At 72.6% G+C, this 23,195-nt stretch carries 19 protein-coding genes and 1 tRNA gene; 8 read left to right on the top strand and 12 right to left on the bottom strand.

Features of this window, described 5'->3' with window-relative positions; translation table 11 throughout:
- Positions 1-153 precede the first annotated feature (153 nt).
- A complete protein-coding gene (locus tag QBL21_RS28945; RefSeq protein ID WP_407565177.1) occupies positions 154-1,719 on the top strand; it encodes an IPT/TIG domain-containing protein in 1,566 nt (521 codons plus the stop codon).
- A 62-nt stretch (positions 1,720-1,781) separates the two neighbouring features.
- Here the strand turns inward: QBL21_RS28945 and QBL21_RS28940 are convergent.
- A tRNA-Cys gene (locus tag QBL21_RS28940) sits at positions 1,782-1,853 on the bottom strand.
- Between the two features lie 211 nt (positions 1,854-2,064).
- On the opposite strand from QBL21_RS28940, the gene QBL21_RS28935 reads away from it, so the two are divergent.
- From QBL21_RS28935 to QBL21_RS28925, 3 genes are all read left to right on the top strand, one after another.
- Entirely contained in the window at positions 2,065-3,522 is a 1,458-nt protein-coding gene (locus QBL21_RS28935; RefSeq protein WP_407565176.1) for an MFS transporter, read from the top strand.
- Between the two features lie 223 nt (positions 3,523-3,745).
- Positions 3,746-5,527: a DEAD/DEAH box helicase gene (locus tag QBL21_RS28930; protein ID WP_407565175.1), complete on the top strand. Its 1,782-nt coding sequence runs from the start codon at positions 3,746-3,748 to the stop codon at positions 5,525-5,527.
- 111 nt (positions 5,528-5,638) lie between these two features.
- Positions 5,639-6,280, top strand: a complete 642-nt coding sequence (locus QBL21_RS28925) for a GyrI-like domain-containing protein (protein ID WP_407565174.1) — start codon at positions 5,639-5,641, stop codon at positions 6,278-6,280.
- Between the two features lie 87 nt (positions 6,281-6,367).
- On the opposite strand, the gene QBL21_RS28920 is transcribed toward QBL21_RS28925, so the two are convergent.
- The 3 genes from QBL21_RS28920 to QBL21_RS28910 form a co-directional block, all read right to left on the bottom strand.
- Complete coding sequence (locus QBL21_RS28920; protein ID WP_407565173.1) at positions 6,368-7,408, bottom strand: hypothetical protein; 1,041 nt, start codon at positions 7,406-7,408, stop codon at positions 6,368-6,370.
- 212 nt (positions 7,409-7,620) lie between these two features.
- Positions 7,621-8,130 carry a DinB family protein gene (locus QBL21_RS28915; RefSeq protein WP_407565172.1) on the bottom strand — a complete coding sequence of 170 codons (510 nt, stop codon included), beginning with the start codon at positions 8,128-8,130 and terminating at the stop codon, positions 7,621-7,623.
- Between the two features lie 3,038 nt (positions 8,131-11,168).
- Entirely contained in the window at positions 11,169-11,546 is a 378-nt protein-coding gene (locus tag QBL21_RS28910; RefSeq protein WP_407565171.1) for a winged helix-turn-helix transcriptional regulator, read from the bottom strand.
- A gap of 106 nt (positions 11,547-11,652) precedes the next feature.
- On the opposite strand from QBL21_RS28910, the gene QBL21_RS28905 reads away from it, so the two are divergent.
- Positions 11,653-12,369, top strand: coding sequence for an NADPH-dependent F420 reductase (locus QBL21_RS28905; protein ID WP_407565170.1), 717 nt, complete (start codon positions 11,653-11,655; stop codon positions 12,367-12,369).
- A gap of 125 nt (positions 12,370-12,494) precedes the next feature.
- On the opposite strand, the gene QBL21_RS28900 is transcribed toward QBL21_RS28905, so the two are convergent.
- Complete coding sequence (locus tag QBL21_RS28900) at positions 12,495-12,791, bottom strand: hypothetical protein (protein ID WP_407565169.1); 297 nt, start codon at positions 12,789-12,791, stop codon at positions 12,495-12,497.
- Positions 12,792-12,813: 22 nt separating this feature from the next.
- Here QBL21_RS28900 and QBL21_RS28895 point away from each other — a divergent pair, with 22 nt between their 5' ends.
- Both QBL21_RS28895 and QBL21_RS28890 read left to right on the top strand, forming a co-directional pair.
- Positions 12,814-13,209 carry a hypothetical protein gene (locus QBL21_RS28895; RefSeq protein ID WP_407565168.1) on the top strand — a complete coding sequence of 132 codons (396 nt, stop codon included), beginning with the start codon at positions 12,814-12,816 and terminating at the stop codon, positions 13,207-13,209.
- A 27-nt stretch (positions 13,210-13,236) separates the two neighbouring features.
- Positions 13,237-13,824 carry a DUF6529 family protein gene (locus QBL21_RS28890; RefSeq protein ID WP_407565167.1) on the top strand — a complete coding sequence of 196 codons (588 nt, stop codon included), beginning with the start codon at positions 13,237-13,239 and terminating at the stop codon, positions 13,822-13,824.
- Between the two features lie 46 nt (positions 13,825-13,870).
- Here the strand turns inward: QBL21_RS28890 and QBL21_RS28885 are convergent, their stop codons facing one another.
- The 4 genes from QBL21_RS28885 to hppD all read right to left on the bottom strand — a co-directional run bounded on the left by QBL21_RS28885 (position 13,871) and on the right by hppD (position 20,381).
- Positions 13,871-15,379 (bottom strand): DUF4246 domain-containing protein, encoded by a 1,509-nt coding sequence (locus QBL21_RS28885; RefSeq protein ID WP_407565166.1) that lies wholly within the window; start codon positions 15,377-15,379, stop codon positions 13,871-13,873.
- A gap of 156 nt (positions 15,380-15,535) precedes the next feature.
- Positions 15,536-16,948 carry an FAD-binding oxidoreductase gene (locus QBL21_RS28880; RefSeq protein WP_407565165.1) on the bottom strand — a complete coding sequence of 471 codons (1,413 nt, stop codon included), beginning with the start codon at positions 16,946-16,948 and terminating at the stop codon, positions 15,536-15,538.
- 39 nt (positions 16,949-16,987) lie between these two features.
- Entirely contained in the window at positions 16,988-19,108 is a 2,121-nt protein-coding gene (locus QBL21_RS28875) for an acyltransferase family protein (RefSeq protein ID WP_407565164.1), read from the bottom strand.
- Positions 19,109-19,235: 127 nt separating this feature from the next.
- Positions 19,236-20,381, bottom strand: coding sequence for a 4-hydroxyphenylpyruvate dioxygenase (gene hppD, locus QBL21_RS28870; RefSeq protein ID WP_407565163.1), 1,146 nt, complete (start codon positions 20,379-20,381; stop codon positions 19,236-19,238).
- Positions 20,382-20,506: 125 nt separating this feature from the next.
- Between hppD and QBL21_RS28865 the strand changes: the two genes are divergently transcribed.
- On the top strand, positions 20,507-21,058 hold the full coding sequence (locus QBL21_RS28865; protein WP_407565162.1) for an Lrp/AsnC family transcriptional regulator: 552 nt from the start codon (positions 20,507-20,509) through the stop codon (positions 21,056-21,058).
- Here QBL21_RS28865 and QBL21_RS28860 read toward each other — a convergent pair.
- From QBL21_RS28860 to QBL21_RS28850, 3 genes are all read right to left on the bottom strand, one after another.
- On the bottom strand, positions 21,036-21,548 hold the full coding sequence (locus tag QBL21_RS28860) for an FBP domain-containing protein (protein WP_407565161.1): 513 nt from the start codon (positions 21,546-21,548) through the stop codon (positions 21,036-21,038). The genes QBL21_RS28865 and QBL21_RS28860 overlap by 23 nt on opposite strands.
- A 97-nt stretch (positions 21,549-21,645) precedes the next feature.
- The gene (locus QBL21_RS28855; protein ID WP_407566600.1) at positions 21,646-22,398 is read right to left on the bottom strand and encodes a PDZ domain-containing protein; all 753 of its coding nucleotides are present in this window, start codon (positions 22,396-22,398) and stop codon (positions 21,646-21,648) included.
- Between the two features lie 79 nt (positions 22,399-22,477).
- Positions 22,478-23,137: an IclR family transcriptional regulator gene (locus QBL21_RS28850; RefSeq protein WP_407565160.1), complete on the bottom strand. Its 660-nt coding sequence runs from the start codon at positions 23,135-23,137 to the stop codon at positions 22,478-22,480.
- Positions 23,138-23,195: the final 58 nt, after the last annotated feature.

The raw sequence follows: 23,195 nt of genomic DNA, 5'->3' as shown, positions 1-23,195 counted from the left end.
CGGGAACCTCAATGCCCGCTATCTCCCATATAGGGCGATACGGTCCGCGGGAAGAGCCGCGGCCGTACGCGCCCACCCCCGCCGTACCGCCGAGACGCGCTCCTCCGGGGCCTGCCCGCCCCGCCCCCGACGCCGCGCAGGCAAGGAGCACGTATGAAGACCTCGGCCCGGCCCACCCCCTCGACCTCCTCGTCCCCGCTGACCCCCCAGGTCACCATGACCCTCGCCGCGCTCGCCGCCACGGCGGCGACGCCGCGCCCGTCGGGGGAGACGGTGGCGGAGCAGACCGTACGCGTCCGGAGCGGCATCGAGGCGCAGTTGCGGAACTCCCCGATCGTGGCCGGCTGGCAGTTGCTGTGGCTGGCGATGAGCCCGGACAACGCCAACCTCGTCTACGTCGCCCTCAACACCGACGGCTCGAACCAGATCGCCGTCGTCGTCCGCGGCACCGTCGACAACCCGGCCGACATGCTCGAAGACCTCGACGTCGGCACGCTGGTGACGTTCACCCCGGCCGGCGGAGTGGAGCTGCTGCCCGTCTCGGCGGGCGCGATGGCGGCGTTCACCCAGGTCACCACGGCGCGCGGCGCGGTGGGCCTGCCGGGGGACGGCCCGGCCGGCGGGGACGGCCCGATCCCGCTGACGGCCACGCTCGCGGAGGAACTCGGCACCCTCCTCCAGAACCTCCCGGACTCGCCGCAGCCCACCGTCTGCCTCATCGGGCACAGCCTCGGCGGCTGCGTCGCCACCATGCTGGCGCCGTACCTCCAGGCGTGGAACTGGCCGGCGAACCCGCCGAAGCTCGGGCTCGTCACGTACGCCGCACCGACCGCCGGCCTCCAGAGCTTCGCCACCTACGTCGACTCCCTGGCGCTCACCCCCTACGAGCGCCACGTCAACGCGTACGACCTGGTCCCACTGGCCTGGTCCGACCTGTCGGAGGCCATGTCCTGGTACCCGTCCCCGGGGCCGACGGCGACCGACGAGGTGAAGGCGATGCTGCTCGTGATCGACGGGCTGCGGAAGGGCAACGTCTACGTCCAGCCCAGCGCGAACAACCCGATCACGGTGAACGCGAACTACCAGAAGAACGACCCCGCCCTCGTCAACCAGACGCGGGCGGACTTCCTCGGCCAGGTCGCCTTCCAGCACGCCAACGCCACCTACCTCGCCCTGCTGGGCGCCCCGCCCCTGCCCGCCGGCCCGGTGGTGACCGGCCTGAGCCCCACCACGGGCGGCGACGGCACCCAGGTCGCGATCACCGGCAGCGGCTTCGACCCGTACAGCGTGGTCGACTTCGGCACGGTCCCCTGCACGGAGTTCACCGTCGACTCCGCCACCGCCATCACCGCCTACGTCCCCGAAGGAGCCGGCATCGCGAACGTCCGCGTCACCAACCTCCTCGGCACGTCCCCCGCCGCCCCGGCGGCCCGCTTCGCGTACGGCCCCACCGCGCCGGTGGCGATCACCTCGATCTCCCCGACCCGCGGCAGGGTCGGCGTCATGGTCACCATCGACGGCACGGGCTTCACCCAGCAGTCCCAGGTGCTCTTCAAGAACCACGCCTCGGCGGAGGTCGACCACGAATCCTCCACCCGCCTCACGGCCAAAGCCCCCCGCCGCCTCCCCACGGACCCGACCACGGTGGACATCACCATCGCCACGGGCTTCGCCACGTCCCCCACGGGCCCGTACGACGAGTTCACCTACGGCGACTGAACCGAAGAGGGCGACACCCGGACGGGGCGCCGCCCTCTTCGCTCGCCTGGTCACCGGCGCAGAGGCCGTGGCGGGAATCGAACCCGCGTAACTCGCTTTGCAGGCGAGCCCCTCAACCACTCGGGCACACGGCCTTGGTTCTGGGTCGAGCGTAGGCGGGGGAGGGGGCGGGTTCAATGTGGGGCGGGGGGATGTCACACGGTGGCAACAGCGTGTGCACACCGGTGACGTGCCGGAGGGCGGCCGAGTGCGTGACGGACCGCGGTGGGCCTAGGACCAAGGGACCGCGCGGTGCCCGACTACCGACAGGGGCTCTTGTCGGTGTCGGGCCTTACGCTGCTGCTCATGGCCAGCCTCGAATCGCGCGACACCGACGTCGCCCCCGCCGGCGCTCCGCCCGCCCCCGAGGGCGTGCTGCGGCGGCCGTACCGGGCGCTCAGCATCGGGATCGTCACCGTCGTCCTGCTCATCGCCTTCGAGGCCACCGCCGTGGGCACGGCCATGCCCGTCGCCGCGCACGACCTGGACGGCATCGGGCTCTACGCGTACGCCTTCTCCGCCTTCTACACCACCGCGCTCTTCGCCATGGTCTTCTCCGGCCAGTGGTGCGACCGCAGCGGGCCGCTGCATCCGCTGACCGCCGGGATCACCACGTTCGCCGTCGGGCTGCTCATATCCGGCACCGCACAGGCCATGTGGGCGTTCGTCGCCGGGCGGGCGGTGCAGGGGCTCGGCGGCGGGCTGGTGATCGTCGCGTTGTACGTGACGGTGAGCCGGGCGTATCCGGAGCGGCTGCGGCCGTCGATCCTCGCCGCGTTCGCCGCGTCGTGGGTCGTGCCGTCCGTCGTGGGGCCGCTCGCCGCCGGGGGTGTCACCGAGCACCTGGGGTGGCGCTGGGTCTTCCTCGGCATACCGCCGCTGGTCGTCGTACCGCTGGCCGTCGCCCTCCCCGCCATCCGCCGGCGCGCCCGCGGGCCCGTCGACCCCGCCGCACCCCCCGCCCTCGACCGGCGCCGCATCCGGCTCGCGCTGGCCATCGCCGCCGGCGGCGGGCTGCTCCAGTACGCGGGGCAGGACCTGCGCTGGCTCTCGCTGCTGCCCGCGCTGGTCGGCGTCGCGCTGCTGGTCCCGGCGGTGCGTGTGCTGCTGCCGCGCGGTACGTACGCCGCCGCCCGCGGGCTGCCCACCGTCGTGCTGATGCGCGGCATAGCGGCGGGGTCGTTCATCGCGGCGGAGAGCTTCGTGCCGCTGATGCTGGTCACCCAGCGCGGGCTGTCCGTGACCGAGGCCGGCATGTGCCTGGCGGTCGGCGGCGCCACCTGGGCGCTGGGCTCCTGGACGCAGGCCCGGCCCCGGCTGGACCGGCACCGGACGCGGCTCGTCCGCATCGGCATGCTCCTGACGACCACGGCGATCGCCACCGCGCCGCTGGTGCTGATCGAGGCGCTGCCGGTGTGGATCGTCGCCGTCGAGTGGGCCTTCGGCTGCTACGGCATGGGGATGGTCATCTCCGGTACGAGCGTCCTGCTGCTGAAGCTCTCCGCCCCCGAGGAGGCGGGCACCAACTCCGCGTCCCTCCAGCTCTCCGACAGCCTCGCCAACGTCGTCCTCCTCGCCGTCGCCGGCGTCGTCTTCGCCGCCCTCGGCGGCGCGGCCGTCGGCCACGGCGCGCTGGGCGCGGGCGGCGACGCGCAGCCGGGGGCGTTCGTCGCGGTGCTGCTGCCGATGGCGGCGGTGGCGCTCGTCGGCGCGGCGGTGGCGGGACGGCTGCGGGTGGGGGGAGCGGGGGCGGTGGGGCGTTGAGCCTTGCGGAGGCGGTACGGGTCGTGTGGGGGCGTACCGCGCGTTGATCCGTTCCGTATCGGTTCGTACCGGATTCGCGCGTCAACGCGGCGGCTCCCGCCCCGGCTTCGTGTGACCCTCCTCTCGTCCGGTCGCCCCGGCCGCGGCGCGCGGGGCACCGGTAGGCTGACGCGGTTGCCTCACCGCGACCGCCACCGCCGCCGACCGACCCCACCCGGAGACCGTGAGCACCACCTCTCATCACCTCTCACCGGCCTTCCCCGGCCGCGCCCCCTGGGGCACCGCCGGCAAGCTGCGCGCCTGGCAGGAAGCGGCCATGAACCGCTATCTCCAGTCCCAGCCCCGCGACTTCCTCGCCGTCGCCACCCCCGGCGCCGGCAAGACGACCTTCGCGCTCACCCTCGCCTCCTGGCTGCTGCACCACCACGTCGTCCAGCAGATCACCGTCGTGGCGCCCACCGAGCACCTCAAGACGCAGTGGTCCGAGGCCGCCGCCCGTATCGGCATCCGCCTCGACCCCGAGTACAGCGCGGGACCGGTCGGGAAGAGTTACCACGGCGTCGCCGTCACCTACGCCGGCGTAGGCGTACGGCCCATGCTGCACCGCAACCGCTGCGAGCAGCGCAAGACGCTCGTCATCCTCGACGAGATCCACCACGCCGGCGACTCGCGCTCCTGGGGCGAGGCGTGCCTGGAGGCGTTCGAGCCCGCGACGCGGCGGCTCGCGCTCACCGGCACGCCGTTCCGCTCCGACACCAACCCCATCCCCTTCGTCGTCTACGAAGAGGGCAACGACGGCATCCGCCGCTCCTCCGCCGACTACACCTACGGCTACGGCAACGCCCTCGGCGACGGCGTCGTGCGCCCCGTCATCTTCCTCTCCTACAGCGGCAACATGCGCTGGCGCACCAAGGCCGGCGACGAGATCGCCGCCCGCCTCGGCGAGCCGATGACCAAGGACGCCACCGCCCAGGCGTGGCGCACCGCCCTCGACGCCCGCGGCGACTGGATGCCCAACGTCCTCAGCGCCGCCGACCGCCGCCTCACCGAGGTCCGCCGCGGCATCCCCGACGCCGGCGGCCTCGTCATCGCCGCCGACCAGGACTCCGCCCGCGCCTACGCCAAGCTCATCAAGGAGATCACCGGCCACCGCGCCACCGTCGTGCTCTCCGACGACGCCGGCGCGTCGAAGCGGATCGACGAGTTCACCGACTCGGAGGACCGGTGGATGGTCGCGGTGCGGATGGTGTCGGAGGGCGTGGACGTGCCGCGGCTGGCGGTCGGGGTGTACGCCACGACGATCTCGACGCCGCTGTTCTTCGCGCAGGCGGTGGGCCGGTTCGTACGGTCGCGGAGGCGCGGCGAGACCGCGTCCGTGTTCCTGCCGACGATCCCCGCGCTGCTCGGCTTCGCGCACGAGATGGAGGTCGAGCGCGACCACGTCCTCGACAAGCCGAAGCGGGACGGCGAGGAGGACCCGTACGCGGAGAGCGAGAAGGAACTCGCGGAGGCCGAGAGGCAGCAGGACGAGGAGACCGGCGACCAGGACGAGTTGCCCTTCGAGGCGCTGGAGTCGGACGCGGTCTTCGACCGGGTCGTCTACGAGGGCGCCGAGTTCGGCATGCAGGCCCACCCGGGCAGCGAGGAGGAGCAGGACTACCTCGGCATCCCGGGGCTGCTGGAGCCGGACCAGGTGCAGATGCTGCTCCAGAAGCGGCAGGCGCGGCAGATCGCGCACAGCCGGAAGAAGCCTGCGGAGGACGCGGACCTGCTGGAACTGCCCGCCGACCGGCGGCCGGTGGTCACGCACCGGGAGCTGATGGAGTTGCGCAAGGAGCTGAACTCCCTGGTCGGCGCGTACGTCCACCAGAGCGGCAAGCCGCACGGGGTGATCCACACGGAGCTGCGCCGCGTCTGCGGCGGCCCGCCGAGCGCGGAGGCGACACCGGGGCAGATCCGGCAGCGCATAGCCAAGGTGCGGGAGTGGGCGACGAGGATGAAGTGAGTAGGGGGGCGGGGGCCGCTGCCTGCTCGTCAACCTGCTCGGGACGGCGGCCAGGGCCTGTCACACCCGGCGTCTAGGCTGATCCACCAGCCGACGCCCGGGGATGTGCGGATGCCTTCTTCAGACAGCAAGTACGACGTCAAACGTGCGCTGAAGCCGTTCTACGCGCCGACGAACACCGACTGGGCGCTCGTCGACGTACCGGCGCAGCGCTTCCTCGCCGTGGACGGCCGGGGCGACCCCAACACCAGCGCCGAGTACACGCAGGCCGTCGAGGCGCTGTACGCGGTCGCGTACACGGTCAAGTTCGGCAGCAAGGGCACGCTGGGGCGGGACTTCGTCGTCGGGCCGCTGGAGGGGCTGTGGTGGTCGGACCGCCCGGAGGTGTTCGTCGCGCGTGACAAGGCCGCGTGGCAGTGGCGCATGCTCATCAGCCTGCCCGAGTGGATCACCGACGACTTCGTGGAGGAGAGCAGGCAGGCGGCACTGGCGAAGAAGGGCCTCGCCGCCCTCCCCGCGCTGGCCCGCCTCCGCACCGAAACACTGCACGAGGGCACCAGCGCGCAACTCCTGCACGTGGGCCCGTACGACGACGAGGGACCGGCGCTGGCCAGGCTCCACGACGAGTACCTGGCCGCGAACGGCCTCCGCATGACCGGGCACCACCACGAGGTCTACCTCAGCGACCCGCGGCGCGCCCGGCCGGAGAGGCTGAAGACGGTGCTGAGACAGCCGGTCGCACGGGCGGCCTGACCGCCGGCCGCGGGGCCGCGCCGGTCGCCGGGCCACGGGCCGTTGGGCCGCTGGGCCGCTGGCCGCTGGCCGCTGGTCGCTGGCCGCCTAGGAGCGCAGCAGGGCGGAGGTCCTGCCGGTGACCGGGTCGCGCTCCAGGACGACGTAGCGGCCGAGGACGGCGAGGGCGACGACGCAGGCGCCCATCTCCAGACCCTCTTCCACGAGGGTGCCGAGCATGAGCGTGAGGCTGTAGTCGTTCTTGTGCGCCCAGCCGTTGAACGCCTCGACGACCAGCGCACCCCCCAGGTACACCCCCAGCGCACCCAGCAGCCCGAACCGCAGATCCCGCGGCAGCCGCCGCGCCCACAGCACGAAGCACACCGTGCCCGCCAGGGCGAGGAGCGCACCGGGCAGCACCCAGGCGTGCGACGGCAGCGCGACCCCGGCGGTGTCCTTCCACGACTTGCCGACCTCGCCGAGCCGCTCGTGGAGCGAGACGGTCTCGTCGATGCTGAGCATCGCGGTCGCCGCGGCGAACCCCAGCCACGACAGCCGCCCGGGCCGGTCGTCGCGCCCGCTGAGCAGCGCGGCGGCCAGCGCGACGCCGGCGACGGCGAGGAGGAGGGTGCTGTTCCACCAGGTGGCGAGGTTGGCTTCGAGGTCGACGTTGAGCATCCGGCGGACGCTGGGTATGTCCTCGTAGGCGTTGATGGCGCGCGATATGAGGTCGGCGGCGAGTACGGCGAGGGTGATGCCGCCGGCACCCAGGAGCACCCATCGCCGACCGCCGGGCGGGGCTTCGGGGGGGTGGGGGGTGGACTGGACGGTGGGTGTGGCGGACGGGTCCTCGGGGGTGGACCGGGTTTTCGGCGTCGGCTGGGGGTCGGGCTTGGGCTCGGGTACGGCGGCTGCCTCGGCAGCGTCGCGGGTCGGGTGATCTCCGCGGTCGGTGCCGTCGGTGCCGTCGGTGGGGTCCCTGCCCTCCGTGCCGTCCTCGTCGTCTCCGTCGGCCCTGCGGCCCCCGTTTGTCCCGCTGCGCACGTCCGTCCCTTCGACTTCGGCGGCAGCCTTGGTCTTGGACGCGGAATCGGCGGGTTCGCCGCCGGTGCCGTCCGCGTCCGGCTGATGGATCTGAAGCTCGGTCATGTCGCGGAGATTAACGGCACACCCCGGGCGGGAACCTCCCGGGGTGCCCTTGTATGAAGCAGTTCTCACGCCTCCTTCATCCATGAGATGAACCCGGCGCCCGGCGGCGGAAAATCCGGCAACGAGGGCGAAAGCCGGTTTCATCAGCCCGTTGTCGCGAAGGAGGGGTGGTCCGGCATGACGGGTACTGATCCACTTCCGCGCTGGAGGGCTCAGGCGCCCACGGTGCCGTCGATGCCTTCGCGCAGGAAGTCAGCGTGTCCGTTGTGCCGGCCGTACTCCAGGAGGACGTGCACCATCACCATCCGCAACGACACCTCCTGGCGCCATCTCGGCTGAAACCCGGTCCGGGCCAGGGATTCGGCCTCCCGCTCGATACGGCGCGAAGTCGCCACCTCGGCCTCCCAGGCGGTGAACGCCTCGGCTCTGGTGGAGGCGCGGGCGTCGTACGCGGCCTGGAAGTCGACCTTGTCGGACCAGACCATGGGTGCGTCGTTGTCCTCGAAGACCCTCCGGAACCAGGCGCGCTCGACCTCGGCCATGTGCCGCACGAGACCGAGCAGCGACAGGGTGGACGGCGGCATGGACTGCTGCCGCAGCTCTTCGTCCGTAAGTCCCTCGCACTTCATGGCGAGGGTGGCGCGGTGGAAGTCGAGAAAAGCCCGCAGGGTGTCGCGTTCGCTGCCGGAACGGGGCGGTTCGGGGCGGTCGTGGCTGGACACGGGCGGTGCTCTCCTCGTACGTCGCGGACGTCGGGGCCAGTATCCACGGGGGGTGGGGAGCGGTGGTCGGCCGGTGGTCGGTGACGGGACGGGGGCCGGGGACGGGGGCCGGGGCGGGGTACCGGCGGTGGCCGGCGGCGGGGGTGCGGTGTCGGGTGGGCGGTGAGGCGTGGCGGTCCCGGCGTCGGGCGGGTGGGGTCGGGTAGGCGGTGGCCCGTGGGGTGTCTCGGTGTCGGGGGTGCGGGGTGGGCGGTGGTCCGTGGGGTGTCCCGGTGCCGGGTGAGTGGTGATCCGCGGGGTGCCCCGGCGCCGGGGGTGCGGTGATCCGCCCGGCCCTCGCACGTCCCCACGTGTCCCCTCACGACATGTCCCCTCACGACATGTCCCCTCACGACATGTCCCCTCACGACATGTCCCCTCACGCCCGCCCAAGGGTATGCGCCTGCTCTGACAGTGCTGGTTCTACGGGGCGGGCGGTGGCCCCGCCCGGTTCGGTGGGGCGGGGCCGGGGGATCAGTGCCGGGGTGGGCGGTGGTTCGCGGGGTGGGCCGGTGGTCGGGGGGACCGTGTCGGGGTGGGCGGTGGTTCGCGGGGTGGGCCGGTGGTCGGGGGGACCGTGTCGGGGTGGGCGGTGGTTCGCGGGGTGGGCCGGTGGTCGGGGGGACCGTGTCGGGGTGGGGCGGTGTCGTTGTGGCTCCCCCCGGGCCACCCCACTCCTTGAGTGTGCGGGCCTGCGTCCGCCGTCAAGGGCGTCCCCTCCGCTTCGCTGCGGGGACGTCGCTTCGCGATGGGGCTTCGCCCCACCCTTGACGGCGGACTCCGGCCCGAAAAGACCGGCGGCTATGGGTGGCCCGGAGGGAGCGGGCACCCTAACGCGGCGCTACGGATGCAGACCCCGGCCGACGGGGGGCCGGATATCCGGAGGCGGGGAAGGCCGGGTCCCGGATTCACCCGGCGGACGGAGGGCCGGGCCGCCGGAGAGGTGCCCGCCCCGATCGCGGACGTTCTCGGGCGGACGGGGGCCGGGCCGGGAGACGGGTCCGCCTCGATCGCGGAGGGTCCTGGAGGACGGGGGTCGGGTTGCCGGAGGTGGGCCTGCCCGGTTCGCGCAGGGCCGCGGATCGCGGGGGCGGCAGACCCGCGGGGGGCGGCCTGGTCTGAGGGCGGTGCGCGGTGTCGGGGTCGTGCGTCGGGGTGCGCTGCGTCTTCGGGTGGGTGTATCGAGGCGCCGAGGGGTCAGTGGGTGCGTACGGATGGGCGAAACTCGGCCCCTGGGTCCCGAATCGGGCCGGATCGCCGGGCGTTACCGCGAGTTACGACCCATTTTCTCCGCCCGGACCCTGCGGGCGGCGGTATTGGGCCCGGATGCCGGCCGGGGTGCGTGCAGGTGGGCGAAAGTCGGTCCGTGTGGGCGTTTTGGGGTGGTTTTGGGGGTGGGTTACCGCGAGTTCGTCTCGCCGGCGTGCACTCGGGTCGCCTTGAGCCGCGGAGGGAGGGTCTGCGGGTGGGTTCGTGCGTGTTGGGGGGCGAAGCTCGGCCCCTGAGGGGGATTTGGGGCGGTTTGGTGGGCGGGTTACCGGGAGTTCGTGTCGGTAGCGCTCATTCCGGGCCGCTGCGGGGGTGGCGGGCGGGGGCTGGGGCGGTCGGTGCGTCTGGATGGGCGAAAGTCGGCCTGGGGGGCCCGATTCGAGCCGGATCGGGGGGTGTTACCGCGAGTTACGACCAGATTTCTCCGCTCGGGTGGCGTGGCGCGTGGGGCTGCCGCCCCCGTCGCCCGTCCCCGTCCCGGTCGTGAACAGGACAAGCCCGCTCCGGCCTGCGGCCCCCTCCCCGGTCGGCCAGGGCATCCGAGATCGGGCGTCGCCCGGCCCCGCCCTGCCCGGGGGCGGCGCCCGCCCGCAAGCCGGGCCTGCCCGGTACCGGGCTGCCATCCCCGTCCGCCGAGGCACCCGCGATCGGGGCAGGCCGGCTCGGGTGGTCCGACCCCCGACAGTCGGAAGCGCCCGCGATCGGGGCCGGTCCGCCTCCGGTGGCCGGGCCCTCGGTCGTCCGGGCCCTTTCGCGACCAGGGCAGGCCCGTCCCCGGCGTCCCGGTCCTCGCTGTCCGGACCCCTCCGCGGTGGGGGCGGGTCCGTCTCCCGCGCCGGGCCCCCGTCCGCCGGGGGCATCCGGGATCGGGAGGGGCCCATCTCCGGTGGCCGGGCCCTCGTCGTCCAGGGGCATCCGCGATCAGGGCGGGGTCAACTCCGGTGGTCCGGCTCTCCGTCCGCCGGGGGCGCCCGCGATCCGGCCTTCCCCGCCTCCGGATATCCGGCCCCCCGTCGGCCGGGGTCTGCATCCGTAGCCCCGCGTTAGGGTGCCCGCTCCCTCCGGGCCACCCATAGCCGCCGGTCTTTTCGGGCCGGAGTCCGCCGTCAAGGGTGGGGCGAAGCCCCATCGCGAAGCGACGTCCCCGCAGCGAAGCGGAGGGGACGCCCTTGACGGCGGACGCAGGCCCGCACACTCAAGGAGTGGGGTGGCCCGGGGGGAGCCACAACGACACGGCCCCACCCCGATGCGGGTCCGTGCCGTATCCGGCCCACCCGGCGAACCACCGCCCACCCCGGCACTGATCCCCCGGCCCCGCCCCACCGAACCGGGCGGGGCCACCGCCCGCCCCGTAGAACCAGCACTGTCAGAGCAGGCGCATACCCTTGGGCGGGCGTGAGGGGGATGTGCTTGGGGGCGGGTGGGACGCGCGGTGACCCCGTAGCCGGGTGGGACGGCGTGGGGTAGTCCCCGTGGGGGTGATCTCCGTGGCAGGGTGACGTCCGCGGCGGGGTGACGCCCGTGGCTGACCCCCTGGACGGACCTGACACCGTGGAGGGACCTGCGGCGGGACCCGAGCCCGAGCCCCGTCGAGGGATCTGAGACCCGTGGACGGACCTGGCACCGTAGAGGGACTTGTGCCCCGTGGGCGGACCTCCGGCCCGTGGAGGAACCTGAGTCCGCGGACGGAGCGCTCCCCGTGGGCGGGGGGTGGCTGCCACGGAGTTCCCCTAACCCGCACCGCCCCGCTCCCCGGCCGAGTCGCACGCCGCCTCCTGTGCCGCCATGACCTCGTCCCCGTGCGCGAAAGCCCACGCCCCGACGGCGTCGATCGGTGCCAGCAAGGTCTCCCCCAGCGCGGTCAGCCCGTACTCCACCCGTCCGCGCCCCTCCAGCCCCACCCGCCTCTCGATCAGGCCGTTGAACTGAAGCCGTCGCAGCGTCTCCGTCAGGACCTTGGAGCTGATGCCCCCGATCCGCTCCCGCAGTTCCACCGGCCGTCTCGGCCCGTCGCGCAGTGCCCACAGCACCACGGCGTTCCAGGTGTTGGAGAGCAGGTCGAAGGCCAGGCGGGCGCGGCAGTCGGCGAGGAAGGCGTCGGTCGTCACGTACCAAATGGTGCCCGAACCGCCTTCTAGCGTCTGTGTGAACGGTCGCCGACAGCCGACCGCTGGCACCAGGCACCAGGCACCACACACGGAGAGGGAACGCCTCATGAGAATCGGCGTACTGGGAACCGGCAACATGGCCGACGCGCTTGCCACCCACTGGGCGCGCGCCGGGCACCACGTCACCATCGGCGGCCGCGACCCCCGCAAGGCGCAGCACCTCGCGGCCCGCATCGGCGGCGGCGTGAGCGCCGGCGGGCTGCGTGACGCCGTCGAGTCCGGTCGGGACGTGGTGCTGGCCGCGTTGCCGTTCGAGGCGGGGGCGCACGTCGTACGGGACCTGCGTGCCGCCCTCGACGGCACGGTCCTGCTCGACTGCTCCAACCCCGTCGGCCCCGGCTTTCGGCTGCTGACGGGCGGCGGGCCCTCCGCCGCGCAGCGGCTCGCCGCGGCGGCGCCGGGCGCCCGCGTGGTCAAGGCGTTCAACCTCTGCCACGAAGACGTGTGGCGCATGCGCCCGCCCGTCTTCGACGGCCGGCCGCTGGCCGTGCCGGTCTGCGGGGACGACGAGGCGGCTCTCGTGCGCGTACGCCGGTTGATACGGGACGTCGGCTGCGCACCCGTCGCGGGCGGTGGGCTCGAACGGGCCGGGCTCCTGGAAGCCACCGCCGCCCTGTTCATCGCCCTGTGGGTCGGCGAAGGCGCCGACGCGCAAGCGATCGCCCCGCCGTTGGCCTACGCGGCCGGGCCCCCCCGGCCCGACCAAGCCGACCGGGCCGACCCAGCCGCCCCGCCCGGCCGGGGATCACGACGTCGCAGATGACGCGGAGGCGGGTCTTCGCTGACTGCCAGTCCTCACCCCCCCCGGTCTCCCCGGTCTCCCCGGTCTCTCCGCACTCTCCGCACTCTCCGCACTCCCCGCGCTTCCCGGGCTTCCCGCCCCCCATCTCAGTGAATCTTGGCGACGCCCCTGGCGTCCCGTCCGGTCGCGAAGGCGTAAATCATGGAATATGCCTTTATTCGGCCCCTCGAACGTGCGGGCCTCACGAGTTGTGGAGCTGAGATGAGGCGTTTCCGCCTGGCCGTCGCGGGTGCGGCCACGATTGTGTTGATCACCACCGCCGCTGGTTGTTCCGACAGTGACAGCGGCTCCTCCGCCTCCTCGGCCGAGGCTTCGGCCAAAGCGTCGGCCGCAGCCTCCGCAAAGGCGTCGGCCAAAGCCTCCGCCAAGGCGTCGAGCGTCACGCAGGCCGACGACAAGGCCATCGTGAAGACCGCCTCCGCCGACAAGCTCGGCACCATCCTGGTCGACGAAAAGGGCCGCACCCTCTACCTGTTCGAGAAGGACACGTCGACCACCTCGACCTGCGACGGCACCTGCGCCAAAGCCTGGCCGCCGCTGCTGACCTCCGGGACGCCCAAGGCCGAAGGCTCCGCGCAGGCCAAGCTGATCGACACCTCGAAGCGGTCCGACGGCAAGATGCAGGTCACGTACGACGGGCACCCCCTCTACCGGTACCAGGCCGACACCAAGCCCGGCGACACCAACGGCCAGGGCCTCGACCAGTTCGGTGCCAAGTGGTACGTGCTCGACGCCGACGGCAAAGAGGTCAAGGCCGGCGGCTCGGGCGGCTCCGGCGAGACGAGCGGGCCCGGTTACTAGTCACAGCCCGGCGAACGGGCCATCGACATGACGTCGAAGACCGGTCCCCGATCCCACCGCCGTCCCTCCCCGGCGCGCGGCGCCTTCTTCCTGCTCGGCGCCGCGCTGCCGGTGGCCGCGGGGGTGGCGATCTGGCTGGTCGGTCAGCACCACACCCCCGAGTACACGACCGGTCTCTTCGGCGAACAGGGCGACGCCGCGGTCACCCTCAAGGCCCGCCTCGGCACGGCCCTGTTCGGCCTCGCGGTCGTCCAGCTCCTCCTCGCCGCGGGGATGTACGCGCGTCTCCCCGGCCGTGCCGCCGCCTCCTCCCGCATCCGCATCACGCACCGCGTGATCGGCTGGACGGCTTTCCTGCTCTCGGTGCCCATCGCCTACCACTGCGTCCGCACCTACGGCGTGGAGACCACCGACACCCGCGTCCACCTGCATTCCATTGCCGGCTGCGCGCTGTACGGAGCCTTCGTGGCCAAGGTGCTGGTCGTCCGCAGCCGCCACCTGCCCGGCTGGCTGCTCCCCGCGGCGGGCAGCGCGCTGTTCGTCGCGGTCGGGCTGCTGTGGTACTCGGCCGCGCTGTGGGCCCTCAACGACTACAGCGTTCCCGGTCTCCCCTGACCCCGCCGCAGCCGCGGCGGCTCCCCCTACGGCCGCCCGCGACGGGTCAGTGCTCGCACAGGGAGAACTCCCGCTCGTAGAGCTGCTCGTTGTGCTCGTCTACGAAGAACTTGCGTTCCTGCATGAGTTGCTCCCGAAAGCTCTTTGCCTGTTCCAGCGTCATGGTCGACGTCGCGGACCACGGCTGCTGCGGCGGCACATCGGATGTCGACACGATCTTCTCCGACGGATCGACCAGGAAGAACACGAGAATCTTGCGATATCCCGGGCGGGTGGCATCCGTGAGACCGAAAGGGCTGACGCGGTGTTGCAGGATGTTCGGGAACGCCAGACAGCGGCCCGCCGGGGTCGATATCGAGCCCAGCATCTGGTTCAGCGCGTCCTCGTCCTCCAGGCCGTAGACATCGCGCAGGCCGTTGTCGTCGTTCTGCTCGTAGGTCGGGTCGTCGAGTGCGGCCCGGAAACCCAGCCGGCTTTCGGTGATGTTCTCGCTGTCCCAGTAATAGATTCCGGTCGAGACTATCCGCTCGTTCAGCATTCCCTCGACGTGCCAGGAGCCACCGGCGTACTCGGGCTTCTCCGGGGTGAGATGAATGGTGGCGAGTTTGACGATGACCTGGAGACGGCGCCCGCGCAGGTCGACCCGGGCGGATTCGTCCGGCAACTCCGGCGGGGTGAACTCCGGGGCGTCCGGGATGACCGGGCTGCGGTTCTGCCACCAGTCGTCCTGGGCCTCTTCATACAGGCGGACGGCCTCCTGGTATGCCCCGTCATCGCCGTAGGAGGCTTTGTCCGGGTACTCCGGCTCCGAGTCGTACCACCCGTACGGATCGGCCACGATCCGCGGGGGCCGCGGGTGGCGCAGGTCGGTGAGCACGTTCTCCAGCAGCGGCCGCAGGCGCGCGAACAAGTCCGGCAGGACCGAGGCGAGTTCGCCATGCGCCTCGGGGTGAAGGTTGTTGACGTACGACCGGAAGGCGACCTCGCCGTCGTCGCTCACGTCGACGTCCGTGGGCAGCCACTGGAACCTCTCCGAGAACTCGTACCGCGAATAGCGGTCGGTCGGATTCTGCCAGGCCCGCTCCGGCGCGCCGCTCACCCCGTTCACCAGGCAGAAAAGGGAGGGGTGCACCAGATCCAGCACCTGGCCGTCGGATCCGGGATGCCAGTCCAGCTCCGCTTCCGGGACCTCTTCCAGAACCCGGACCGCCTCGCGCAGCCGGGACCTGAGCCCGTCGTCGACCAGCGTGTCCGAGTGCCACACCCCGTCGACGGCGGACACCTCGACGCCGGTTCGCCCGTCCCGCAGCGCGGCGTAATGCGCGAGTTCGGCGAGGACGTAGCGAACCTGCGCGTCGGTCAGACCCTGGTCAACCGCTTCTCGCGTCCATCGGGCGACGATGTCGGCGTCGTTCATCTTCTCGAACCACCCCGGCTTCGCCCGGATATGGGCGCTGCACTGCATTATCTGAAGCTCCCGCAGTGTTCGCGGCTTTGCGAACGACAGGGAACGTGCAGCGTGAAAGGGCAACGGGAAAGCGGACTGGCCGGTCAATTCTCTCGATCCTCCCGGTTCGGTGTGAGGCTCGGAAGGATACGACAGCCGACTGACACCGCACGGGACGGCAGGGGCACGGTGCAGCACGGTGCAGCAGGGCGCGGCACAGACGAGCAACACCGGCGCCTGCCCCGCCACTGGGGGCGTCCCGTGTCAGAACAGTTTGCCCGGGTTCATGATGCCCAGGGGGTCGAAGACCTTCTTGATGTCCCGTTGCAGCTCCAGGCCCACCGGGCCCAGTTCCTTCGCCAGCCACTCCTTCTTCAGCAGCCCCACCCCGTGCTCGCCCGTGATCGTGCCGCCCAGTTCCAGGCCGAGCGCCATGATGGCGTCGAACGACTTGCGGGCGCGGGCCGACTCGTCCTCGTCGCCCGGGTCGAAGCAGACGTTGGGGTGCGTGTTGCCGTCGCCCGCGTGGACGCAGGTGCCGATGGTCAGGTCGTACGTGGCGGCGATCTCGGCGACGCCGTCGAGGAAGGCGCCGAGACGGCTGCGGGGGACGCAGACGTCGTCGATCATCGTGGTGCCGCTGACCGCCTCCAGGGCGGGCAGTGCCGCGCGGCGGGCGGCGAGCAGCAGCTCCGACTCCGCGGCGTCCGCCGCCGGGACGACCTCCGTGGCTCCGGCGGCGGTGCACAGGGCGCCGAGGGCGGCGAGGTCGGCGGCCGGGTCGGGGGTGTCGAAGGCGGCGAGGAGGAGGGCTTCGGTGGTTTCGGGCAGGCCCATCTTCGTCAGCGCGTTGACGGCTCGTACGGTCGTACGGTCCATCAGCTCCAGCAGCGACGGCACGTGCCCGCCCGCCATGATCCGGCAGATCGCGTCGCACGCGGCCGACGCCGACGGGAACTCCGCCGCGAGCGCCAACTGCGGGCCCGGCGCCGGCTTCAGGGCCAGCGTGGCGCCGACGACCGCGCCGAGGCTGCCCTCCGAGCCGACGAAGAGCCGGGTGAGGTCGTAGCCGGCGACGCCCTTGGCCGTGCGGCGGCCGGTGGTCAGCAGGCGGCCGTCCGGGAGGACGACGTCGAGGCCGAGGACGTACTCCGCGGTGACGCCGTACTTCACGCAGCACAGCCCGCCCGAGCCCGTACCGATGTTGCCGCCGATCGTGCACATCTCCCAGCTCGACGGGTCGGGCGGGTAGAACAGGCCCTGTTCGGCGACGGCGCGGGAGAGCGTGGCGTTGACGACGCCGGGTTCGACGACGGCGATCCGGTTGACCGGGTCGATCTCCACGATGCGGTCCATCTTCACGAAGGACAGCACGATGGCCCCGTCGTCCGCGTTGGCCGCGCCCGACAGGCCCGTGCGGGCGCCCTGCGGGACGACGGGGACGCGCAGCTCGGTCGCCGTACGCATCACGTGCCGCACCTGCTCGACCGTCTGCGGCAGCACCACCGCCGCGGGCGTGCCGGAGGGGCAGAACCCGGCCATGTCGCCCGCGTACGACGCGGTGACGTCCGGGTCGGTCAGCACGGCCGCGGCGGGCAGGCCCGTGCGGAGTGCGTTGATCAGTGCCTCGTCCCCGGCTGCGTCCCGGTCCGCGTCCCTGACTGCCTGCTCGCTCATGTCTTCAGCGTGCAACGACTCCGCCTCCGGCGAAACCCCTCACGTCACCCGCGGGAGCTGGCTGTCCAGCCAGTCCGTCAGGGTCTCCATGTACGACGCCGTGATGTGCGCCCCGTTGCGGTACACGATGACGTTCCCGATGACCGCCGGGCAGGTGCCGTCCTTGCACATCACCGGCTTGGGGTCGATGAGCGCCACCTCGTCGAACTTCGCGTTCGCCCGCGCGCTCACCGGCTCGTACCCGTACCCGTCCGCCTCCGAGAACGCGCAGTCCTCCAGCTTGTGCACGGCGCCGGAGACGCAGGAGGGGATGTCCTCGGGCGGGTAGGGGTTGTCGGCGAGGGTGAGGACGGTGGCGCCGGTGCCGAGGAGGTCGTCCATGGTCTGCTCGTAGCCCTCCTGGTGCGCCTGCGCGCTCTCCCTGCCGCCGAGCCGCTCGCCGTCCTCGACGACGGTCTTGACGTCCTGCGTGCCCGTGATGATCAGGGCCGGGCTCTCGTCCTCGATCCGCTCCAGGGCGTGGTCGCGCCACTCGTCGCACTCGGTGTACGTGCGCTGGAGCTGGTTGTTGAAGACCGTGACCTGGGCCGGGGTGCAGGCCGACTTCGTCAGGGTGACGAGCCGCAGGCCGCGCCGCTCGGTGACCTTCTCCAGCGCGGGCGCGTACTGCATGGCGTGCGAGTCGCCGAAGAGGACCACGGTGTCCGTGCCGCGCGGGTTCCCGTACGCGCAGTCGCCGGACTCCGTCTCCTGCTGCCCGGCCAGGCAGCCGTCGTCGTGGACCTTGCCGCGGTCTGCGGTGGCCTTCTCCGGGAGCGGGCGCAGGGCCTTCGCGGTCTTCTGCGGCTGCTCCTCGTCGGCGAGCGCGGCGGCGCCGCGGGCCTGGTCGGCGGAGGCGAGGGCTATCGTCGGGGCGGAGATCCAGGAGCCGGCCGCGACGAGCACCGTGGCGGCCGTGCAGGCGGCGCCGACGGCGAGGGCCCGGGGGGTGGGGAGCAGGACGCGGGCGCGGCGTACGGGCTCCTCCACCAGCCGGTGCGTGAGCGCCGCGGGCAGCGCGGCGGCGGCGACCACGACGAGCATCCAGCGGACGGGCAGCTCGCGGTCCAGCGCGAGGGGTACGAAGACGACGGCCGGCCAGTGCCACAGGTACCAGGAGTACGAGATCCGCCCGGCGTACCGCAGCGGCGCGACGGACAGCAGCCGGGCGACGGGGTGGGCGGCGGGCCCGCAGCCGGCGGCGACGACGGCCGCCGTGCCCAGCACCGGCAGCAGGCCCCACGGGCCCGGGAAGAGGGTGGCGTCGTCGAACCGCGTCCCGGCGTACGCGACGGCCGCCAGACCGGCCGCCGCCAGCGCACCGGCGGCGAGCGCGCCGGTCCGGGCGGCGGGCAGCACGCGGCGCCAGGCGGCGGCGGGGACGAGGGCGAGGAGCCCGCCGACGGCCAGCTCCCAGCCGCGGGTGAAGGTGGAGAAGTAGGCGACCCCGCCCTCCTCGGCGCTCAGCCGCACGGCGTGCACGAACGACACCGCGGCCAGCGCGCCCAGCACCACCGCCAGCCGCGCCCGCAGCCCGTAGCGGCCCGGACGTACGGTACGCCGGCGGCGTACCGTACGGGACGTCCCCAGCACCGCCAGCACGAGCAGCGGCCACGCCAGGTAGAACTGCTCCTCCACCGCCAGCGACCAGTAGTGCTGGAGCGGGCTGGCCTCCGCGTCGGCCGCCGAGTAGTCGACCGCCCGGCCCGCCTGCTGCCAGTTCGTCACGTACAGCGCCGCGCCCACCGCGTCCTCGGCGACGTTCCGCCGCTCCAGCGGCGGCATCCACTGCACCGCCGCCAGGCACACCGCCAGCACCACGACCGCGGCGGCTGGCAGCAGCCGGCGGGCCCGGCGGCCGTAGAAGCGCAGCAGCGACACCTTGCCGTGCCGCTCCGCCTCGCGCAGCAGCAGGCCGGTGATGAGGAACCCGGAGAGGACGAAGAAGACGTCCACGCCGACGTAGCCGCCGGGCAGCCACGGGACGCCCGCGTGGTAGAGCAGGACCAGGCCGAGCGCGACCGCCCGGAGCCCCTCCACGTCGGGGCGGAACGCCGGGCGGCGCCGCTCGTCTTGCTCCTCCTGTCGCGCAGGCTTCTGCTGCTGCCGCTCGGTACGCATCACAATTGCGTATCATCCCGATCGCGGAACGGCCAAGCCCGGGTGGGGAAACCGACGGCGATCAGGCATAGATCACCCGGCGATCACGCGGGGATCACCCGGCGATCACCCGGTGATCACGCGGGGATCAGAGGTTGCCGCGCTTGTCCTGCTCGCGCTCGATGGCCTCGAAGAGCGCCTTGAAGTTGCCCTTGCCGAAGCCCATCGAGCCGTGGCGCTCGATGATCTCGAAGAACACCGTCGGCCGGTCCTGCACCGGCTTGGTGAAGATCTGGAGCAGGTAGCCGTCCTCGTCGCGGTCGGCGAGGATCTTCAACTCCCGCAGCTCGTCGATCGGTACGCGGGTGTCGCCGACCCACTCGCCGAGCGTGTCGTAGTACGCGTCCGGCACGCCGAGGAAGGCGACGCCGGCCGCGCGCATGGTCCGTACCGTGCCGACGATGTCGTTCGTGGCCAGCGCGATGTGCTGCACGCCGGGGGAGTTGTAGAACTCCAGGTACTCGTCGATCTGGGACTTCTTCTTGCCCGGCGCCGGCTCGTTGATCGGGAACTTGACCTTCAGCGTGCCGTCCGCGACGACCTTCGACATCAGCGCGGAGTACTCGGTGGCGATGTCGTCGCCCACGAACTCCTTCATGTTCGTGAAGCCCATGACCTTGTTGTAGAAGGCCACCCACTCGTCCATCTTCCCGAGTTCGACGTTGCCGACGCAGTGGTCGACGGCCTGGAACGTCCGCCGCGCCGGGGGGGCGACCATGGGCTCGGCGGCCGTGTAGCCCGGCAGGTACGGGCCGTCGTAGCCGGTGCGCTCGACGAGGGTGTGGCGGGTCTGGCCGTACGTCGCGATGGCGGCGAGCACCACGGTGCCGTGCTCGTCCTTCAGCTCGTACGGCTCCTCCAGGCCGGTGGCGCCCTGTGCGACGGCGTGCGCGTACGCGGCGCGGGCGTCGGGGACTTCGAGGGCGAGGTCGACCACGCCGTCGCCGTGCTCGGCGACGTGCGCGTCGAGGGACCGGCCGCGGTCGCTGGTGGCCTTGATGACGGAGGTGAGGACGAAACGGGCGGAGCCGTTCTCCAGGACGTAACTGGCCGTCTCGCGGCTGCCGTTCTCCGGCCCGGAGTACGCGACCAGCTTCATGCCGAACGCCGTGGAGTAGTAGTGGGCGGCCTGCTTGGCGTTGCCGACCGCGAACACCACGGCGTCCATCCCCTTCACCGGGAAGGGGTCGTCCTGCCGGATCTGCGGAGCGGGCTGACTAATGGTCTCGGTCATGCTCAAAAGGGTCCCTCTGGTTGGCAAGCTGTGCAATAGTTGCCGAAATCACTGGACAGGTTGACCGGTGAGACGCGGTGCGGGCCGGGCTATCTGTACAAGCTGACCAACGAGGAGCGCGCGAGATGATCGATCAGCTCGACGGCCGGCTGCTGGAACTGCTCGCGAACGAGCCGCGGATAGGCGTGCTGGAGGCCAGCCGCCGCCTCGGCGTCGCCCGCGGCACCACGCAGGCCCGCCTCGACCGGCTCCGGTCGGGCGGCGTCATCCGCGGCTTCGGCCCCGACGTCGACCCGGCGGCCCTCGGCTACCCGGTGACCGCGTTCGCCACCCTGGAGATCAAGCAGGGCCAGGGCACGGACGTACGCAGCCACCTCGCCCGCGTCCCGGAGGTGCTGGAGCTGCACACGATCACGGGACACGGCGACATGCTGTGCCGGCTGGTGGCGCGGTCGAACGCCGACCTCCAGCGGGTCATCGACCTCGTCGTGGGGTTCGACGGCATCATGCGGGCGTCGACGGCGATCGTGATGGAGAACCCGGTGCCGCTGCGCATCGTCCCGCTGGTGCGGCAGGCGGCGGGCGGGCCTCCGGGCGGCCCCCCGGTCAGTCCGCCGGCCGGCCCCTCGGGCGGTCCCTCCTCCGGCGAGGGCTCTACCGAGCGGCCGGGGCGGTGACCTTCGTGATGAAATCCTCCAGGTTGCCCCACATCCGGGCGACACGCTCGGCCTCGCTCAGCGACTCCTCCTGCGGCACCGTGCGCAGCTTCGGCTGCCGCTTGCCGCGCAGGTAGAGCGAGCAGGCCAGATCGGCGCACACGTACACGCCGACCGTGTTCCCCTGCCGCCCGCGCGGGCCCGCCAGCGGGGCGGCGAGCAGGCGGACGCCGGAGGAAGAGTGCGCGGTCAGGCAGAGCTGGCACATCCGGGAGCGCACGGCGCTGGCGCGGCCCGCCGCCGGGACGCGCAGGGCGATCCCGAGGGGCCCTTCGGCGCGCGGGACGACGAGGTGGGCGCGCAGCGGCGCGCCGGGGTCGACCCAGCCGAGGAAGTCCAGGTCAGCCCAGGGCAGCGCGGCGAAGTCGAGCGGCAGTCTGAGCCGGGCGGCGTCGCCTTTGGTGCAGTTCACGAAGGACGTACGGATCTGTTTCTCGCTGAGCGGTTCCACGCCGGCCGACCTTACGGAGATCGGGTACGGACCGCACGCGAATTCCGTGCCGTGCGGTCGCACGGCCGCACCGACGTACGGTCGTGCGGCGCGATCGTCAGCAGCTCGGTACGTCGCCGCCGGACGCCAGCGCCTTCAGGGACTTCACCGCGTCCGACAGCTCCGCCACCGGCACCAGCCGCAGCCCCTCGGGCAGCTCCGACTCCGCGTCGCCGCACTCCGCCTCCGGCACCAGGAACACCGTCGCGCCGTCGCGCCTGGCGGCCTGCGTCTTCAGCGGCACGCCCCCGACCGCGCCGACGGTGCCGTCCCGCTCGATCGTGCCCGTACCGGCGATGACCTTGCCGCCCGTCAGGTCGTCGGGCCCGAGCTTGTCGACGATCCCGAGGGCGAAGAACAGCCCCGCGCTGGGCCCGCCGACGTCGGTCAGGCGCAGCTCGACGTCCACGCTGCCGGGGTCGCGGCCGAGGTGGTTCAGGGCGGCGGTGACGGCGGTGTTCTGGGACTCGCGCATCTGCTCCGCGTTGTACTCCCGGATCTCCTTGCGGGAGTCGCCCACCGGATACACCGCGTCCTTGGGCATCACGGCCTCGTCGGTGGCGAACCAGCCGGAGGCGATGTCCGCGACGCGCAGGTCGACCTCCGGTCCGGTCGCGGCGATCGTCGTCATCCGCAACTCGCCGTCGGTCGGATGCTGTTCCGCCCCGGAGACGGAGATGACGGGGTCGCCCCGGTGCTCGCCGAGCACGTCGGCGGTCATCCCGGGCTTGGCGAGCGAGAACGGCAGCGGGACGAACGCCGCGGCGGCGAGCAGCCCGGCCACGGGCACCGCGGCGAGCGCGAGGGTCACACGACGAGAGCGCACGGCCCCAATCTACGGTGCCCTCGCCGGCCCGGCTGCGCGGGACCTCGCCGGGCGGGCCGCGCGGCTACCTCAGCGCCTGTGCGACCTCGCGGGCCGCCGAGACCACGCGGGGGCCCACCTCGCCCGGCACGATCTCGTGCAGCATCACCACGCCCACGCTGCCCTCTATCCCCGACACCCCCAGCAGCGGCGCCGCCGCCCCGCTCGCGCCCGCCTCCAGCTCGCCGTGCGTCAGGGCCAGCGCCAGCTCCGCGTCGTTCTCGCCGGCGCCCGGGCCGAGGCCGCGGCCCTTGAGTATCGCCCGGCCCGCCGCGCCCTGGTCCAGGGCGTGCCGGAAGCCGGCGCGGTAGGCGACGTGGTAGTCGGTCCAGCTCGGTTCGACGACCGCGACGGCCAGCGCCTCGCTGCCGTCGACCAGCGTCAGGTGCGCCGTCGCGCCGACGTCCTCGGCGAGCGAGCGCAGCGCCGGCAGCGCGGCCTCGCGTACCAGAGGGTGCACCTGCCGGCCCAGCCGCAGCACCCCGAGCCCGACCCGTGCGCGGCCCCCGAGGTCGCGGCGGACGAGGGCGTGCTGTTCCAGGGTGGCGAGCAGGCGGTACACCACGGTGCGGTTGACGCCGAGTTTGTGCGACAGCTCGGTGACGGTCAGGCCGTGGTCGGTGTCGGCGAGCAGCTTCAGCACGCGGAGTCCACGGTCGAGGGTCTGGGAGGTCTCTGCGGGCACGCCGCCTCCTCAAGTGATGTGCGGCCCTTCCCGCGCCGGTGCACCTGTCCCATGCAGC

Origin of the sequence: Streptomyces sp. 184, assembly GCF_045781775.1 — a bacterium.
Classification (GTDB): domain Bacteria; phylum Actinomycetota; class Actinomycetes; order Streptomycetales; family Streptomycetaceae; genus Streptomyces.
The sequence above is the reverse complement of the archived record's forward strand: the minus strand, read 5'-3'. Positions and strand labels throughout refer to the sequence as shown.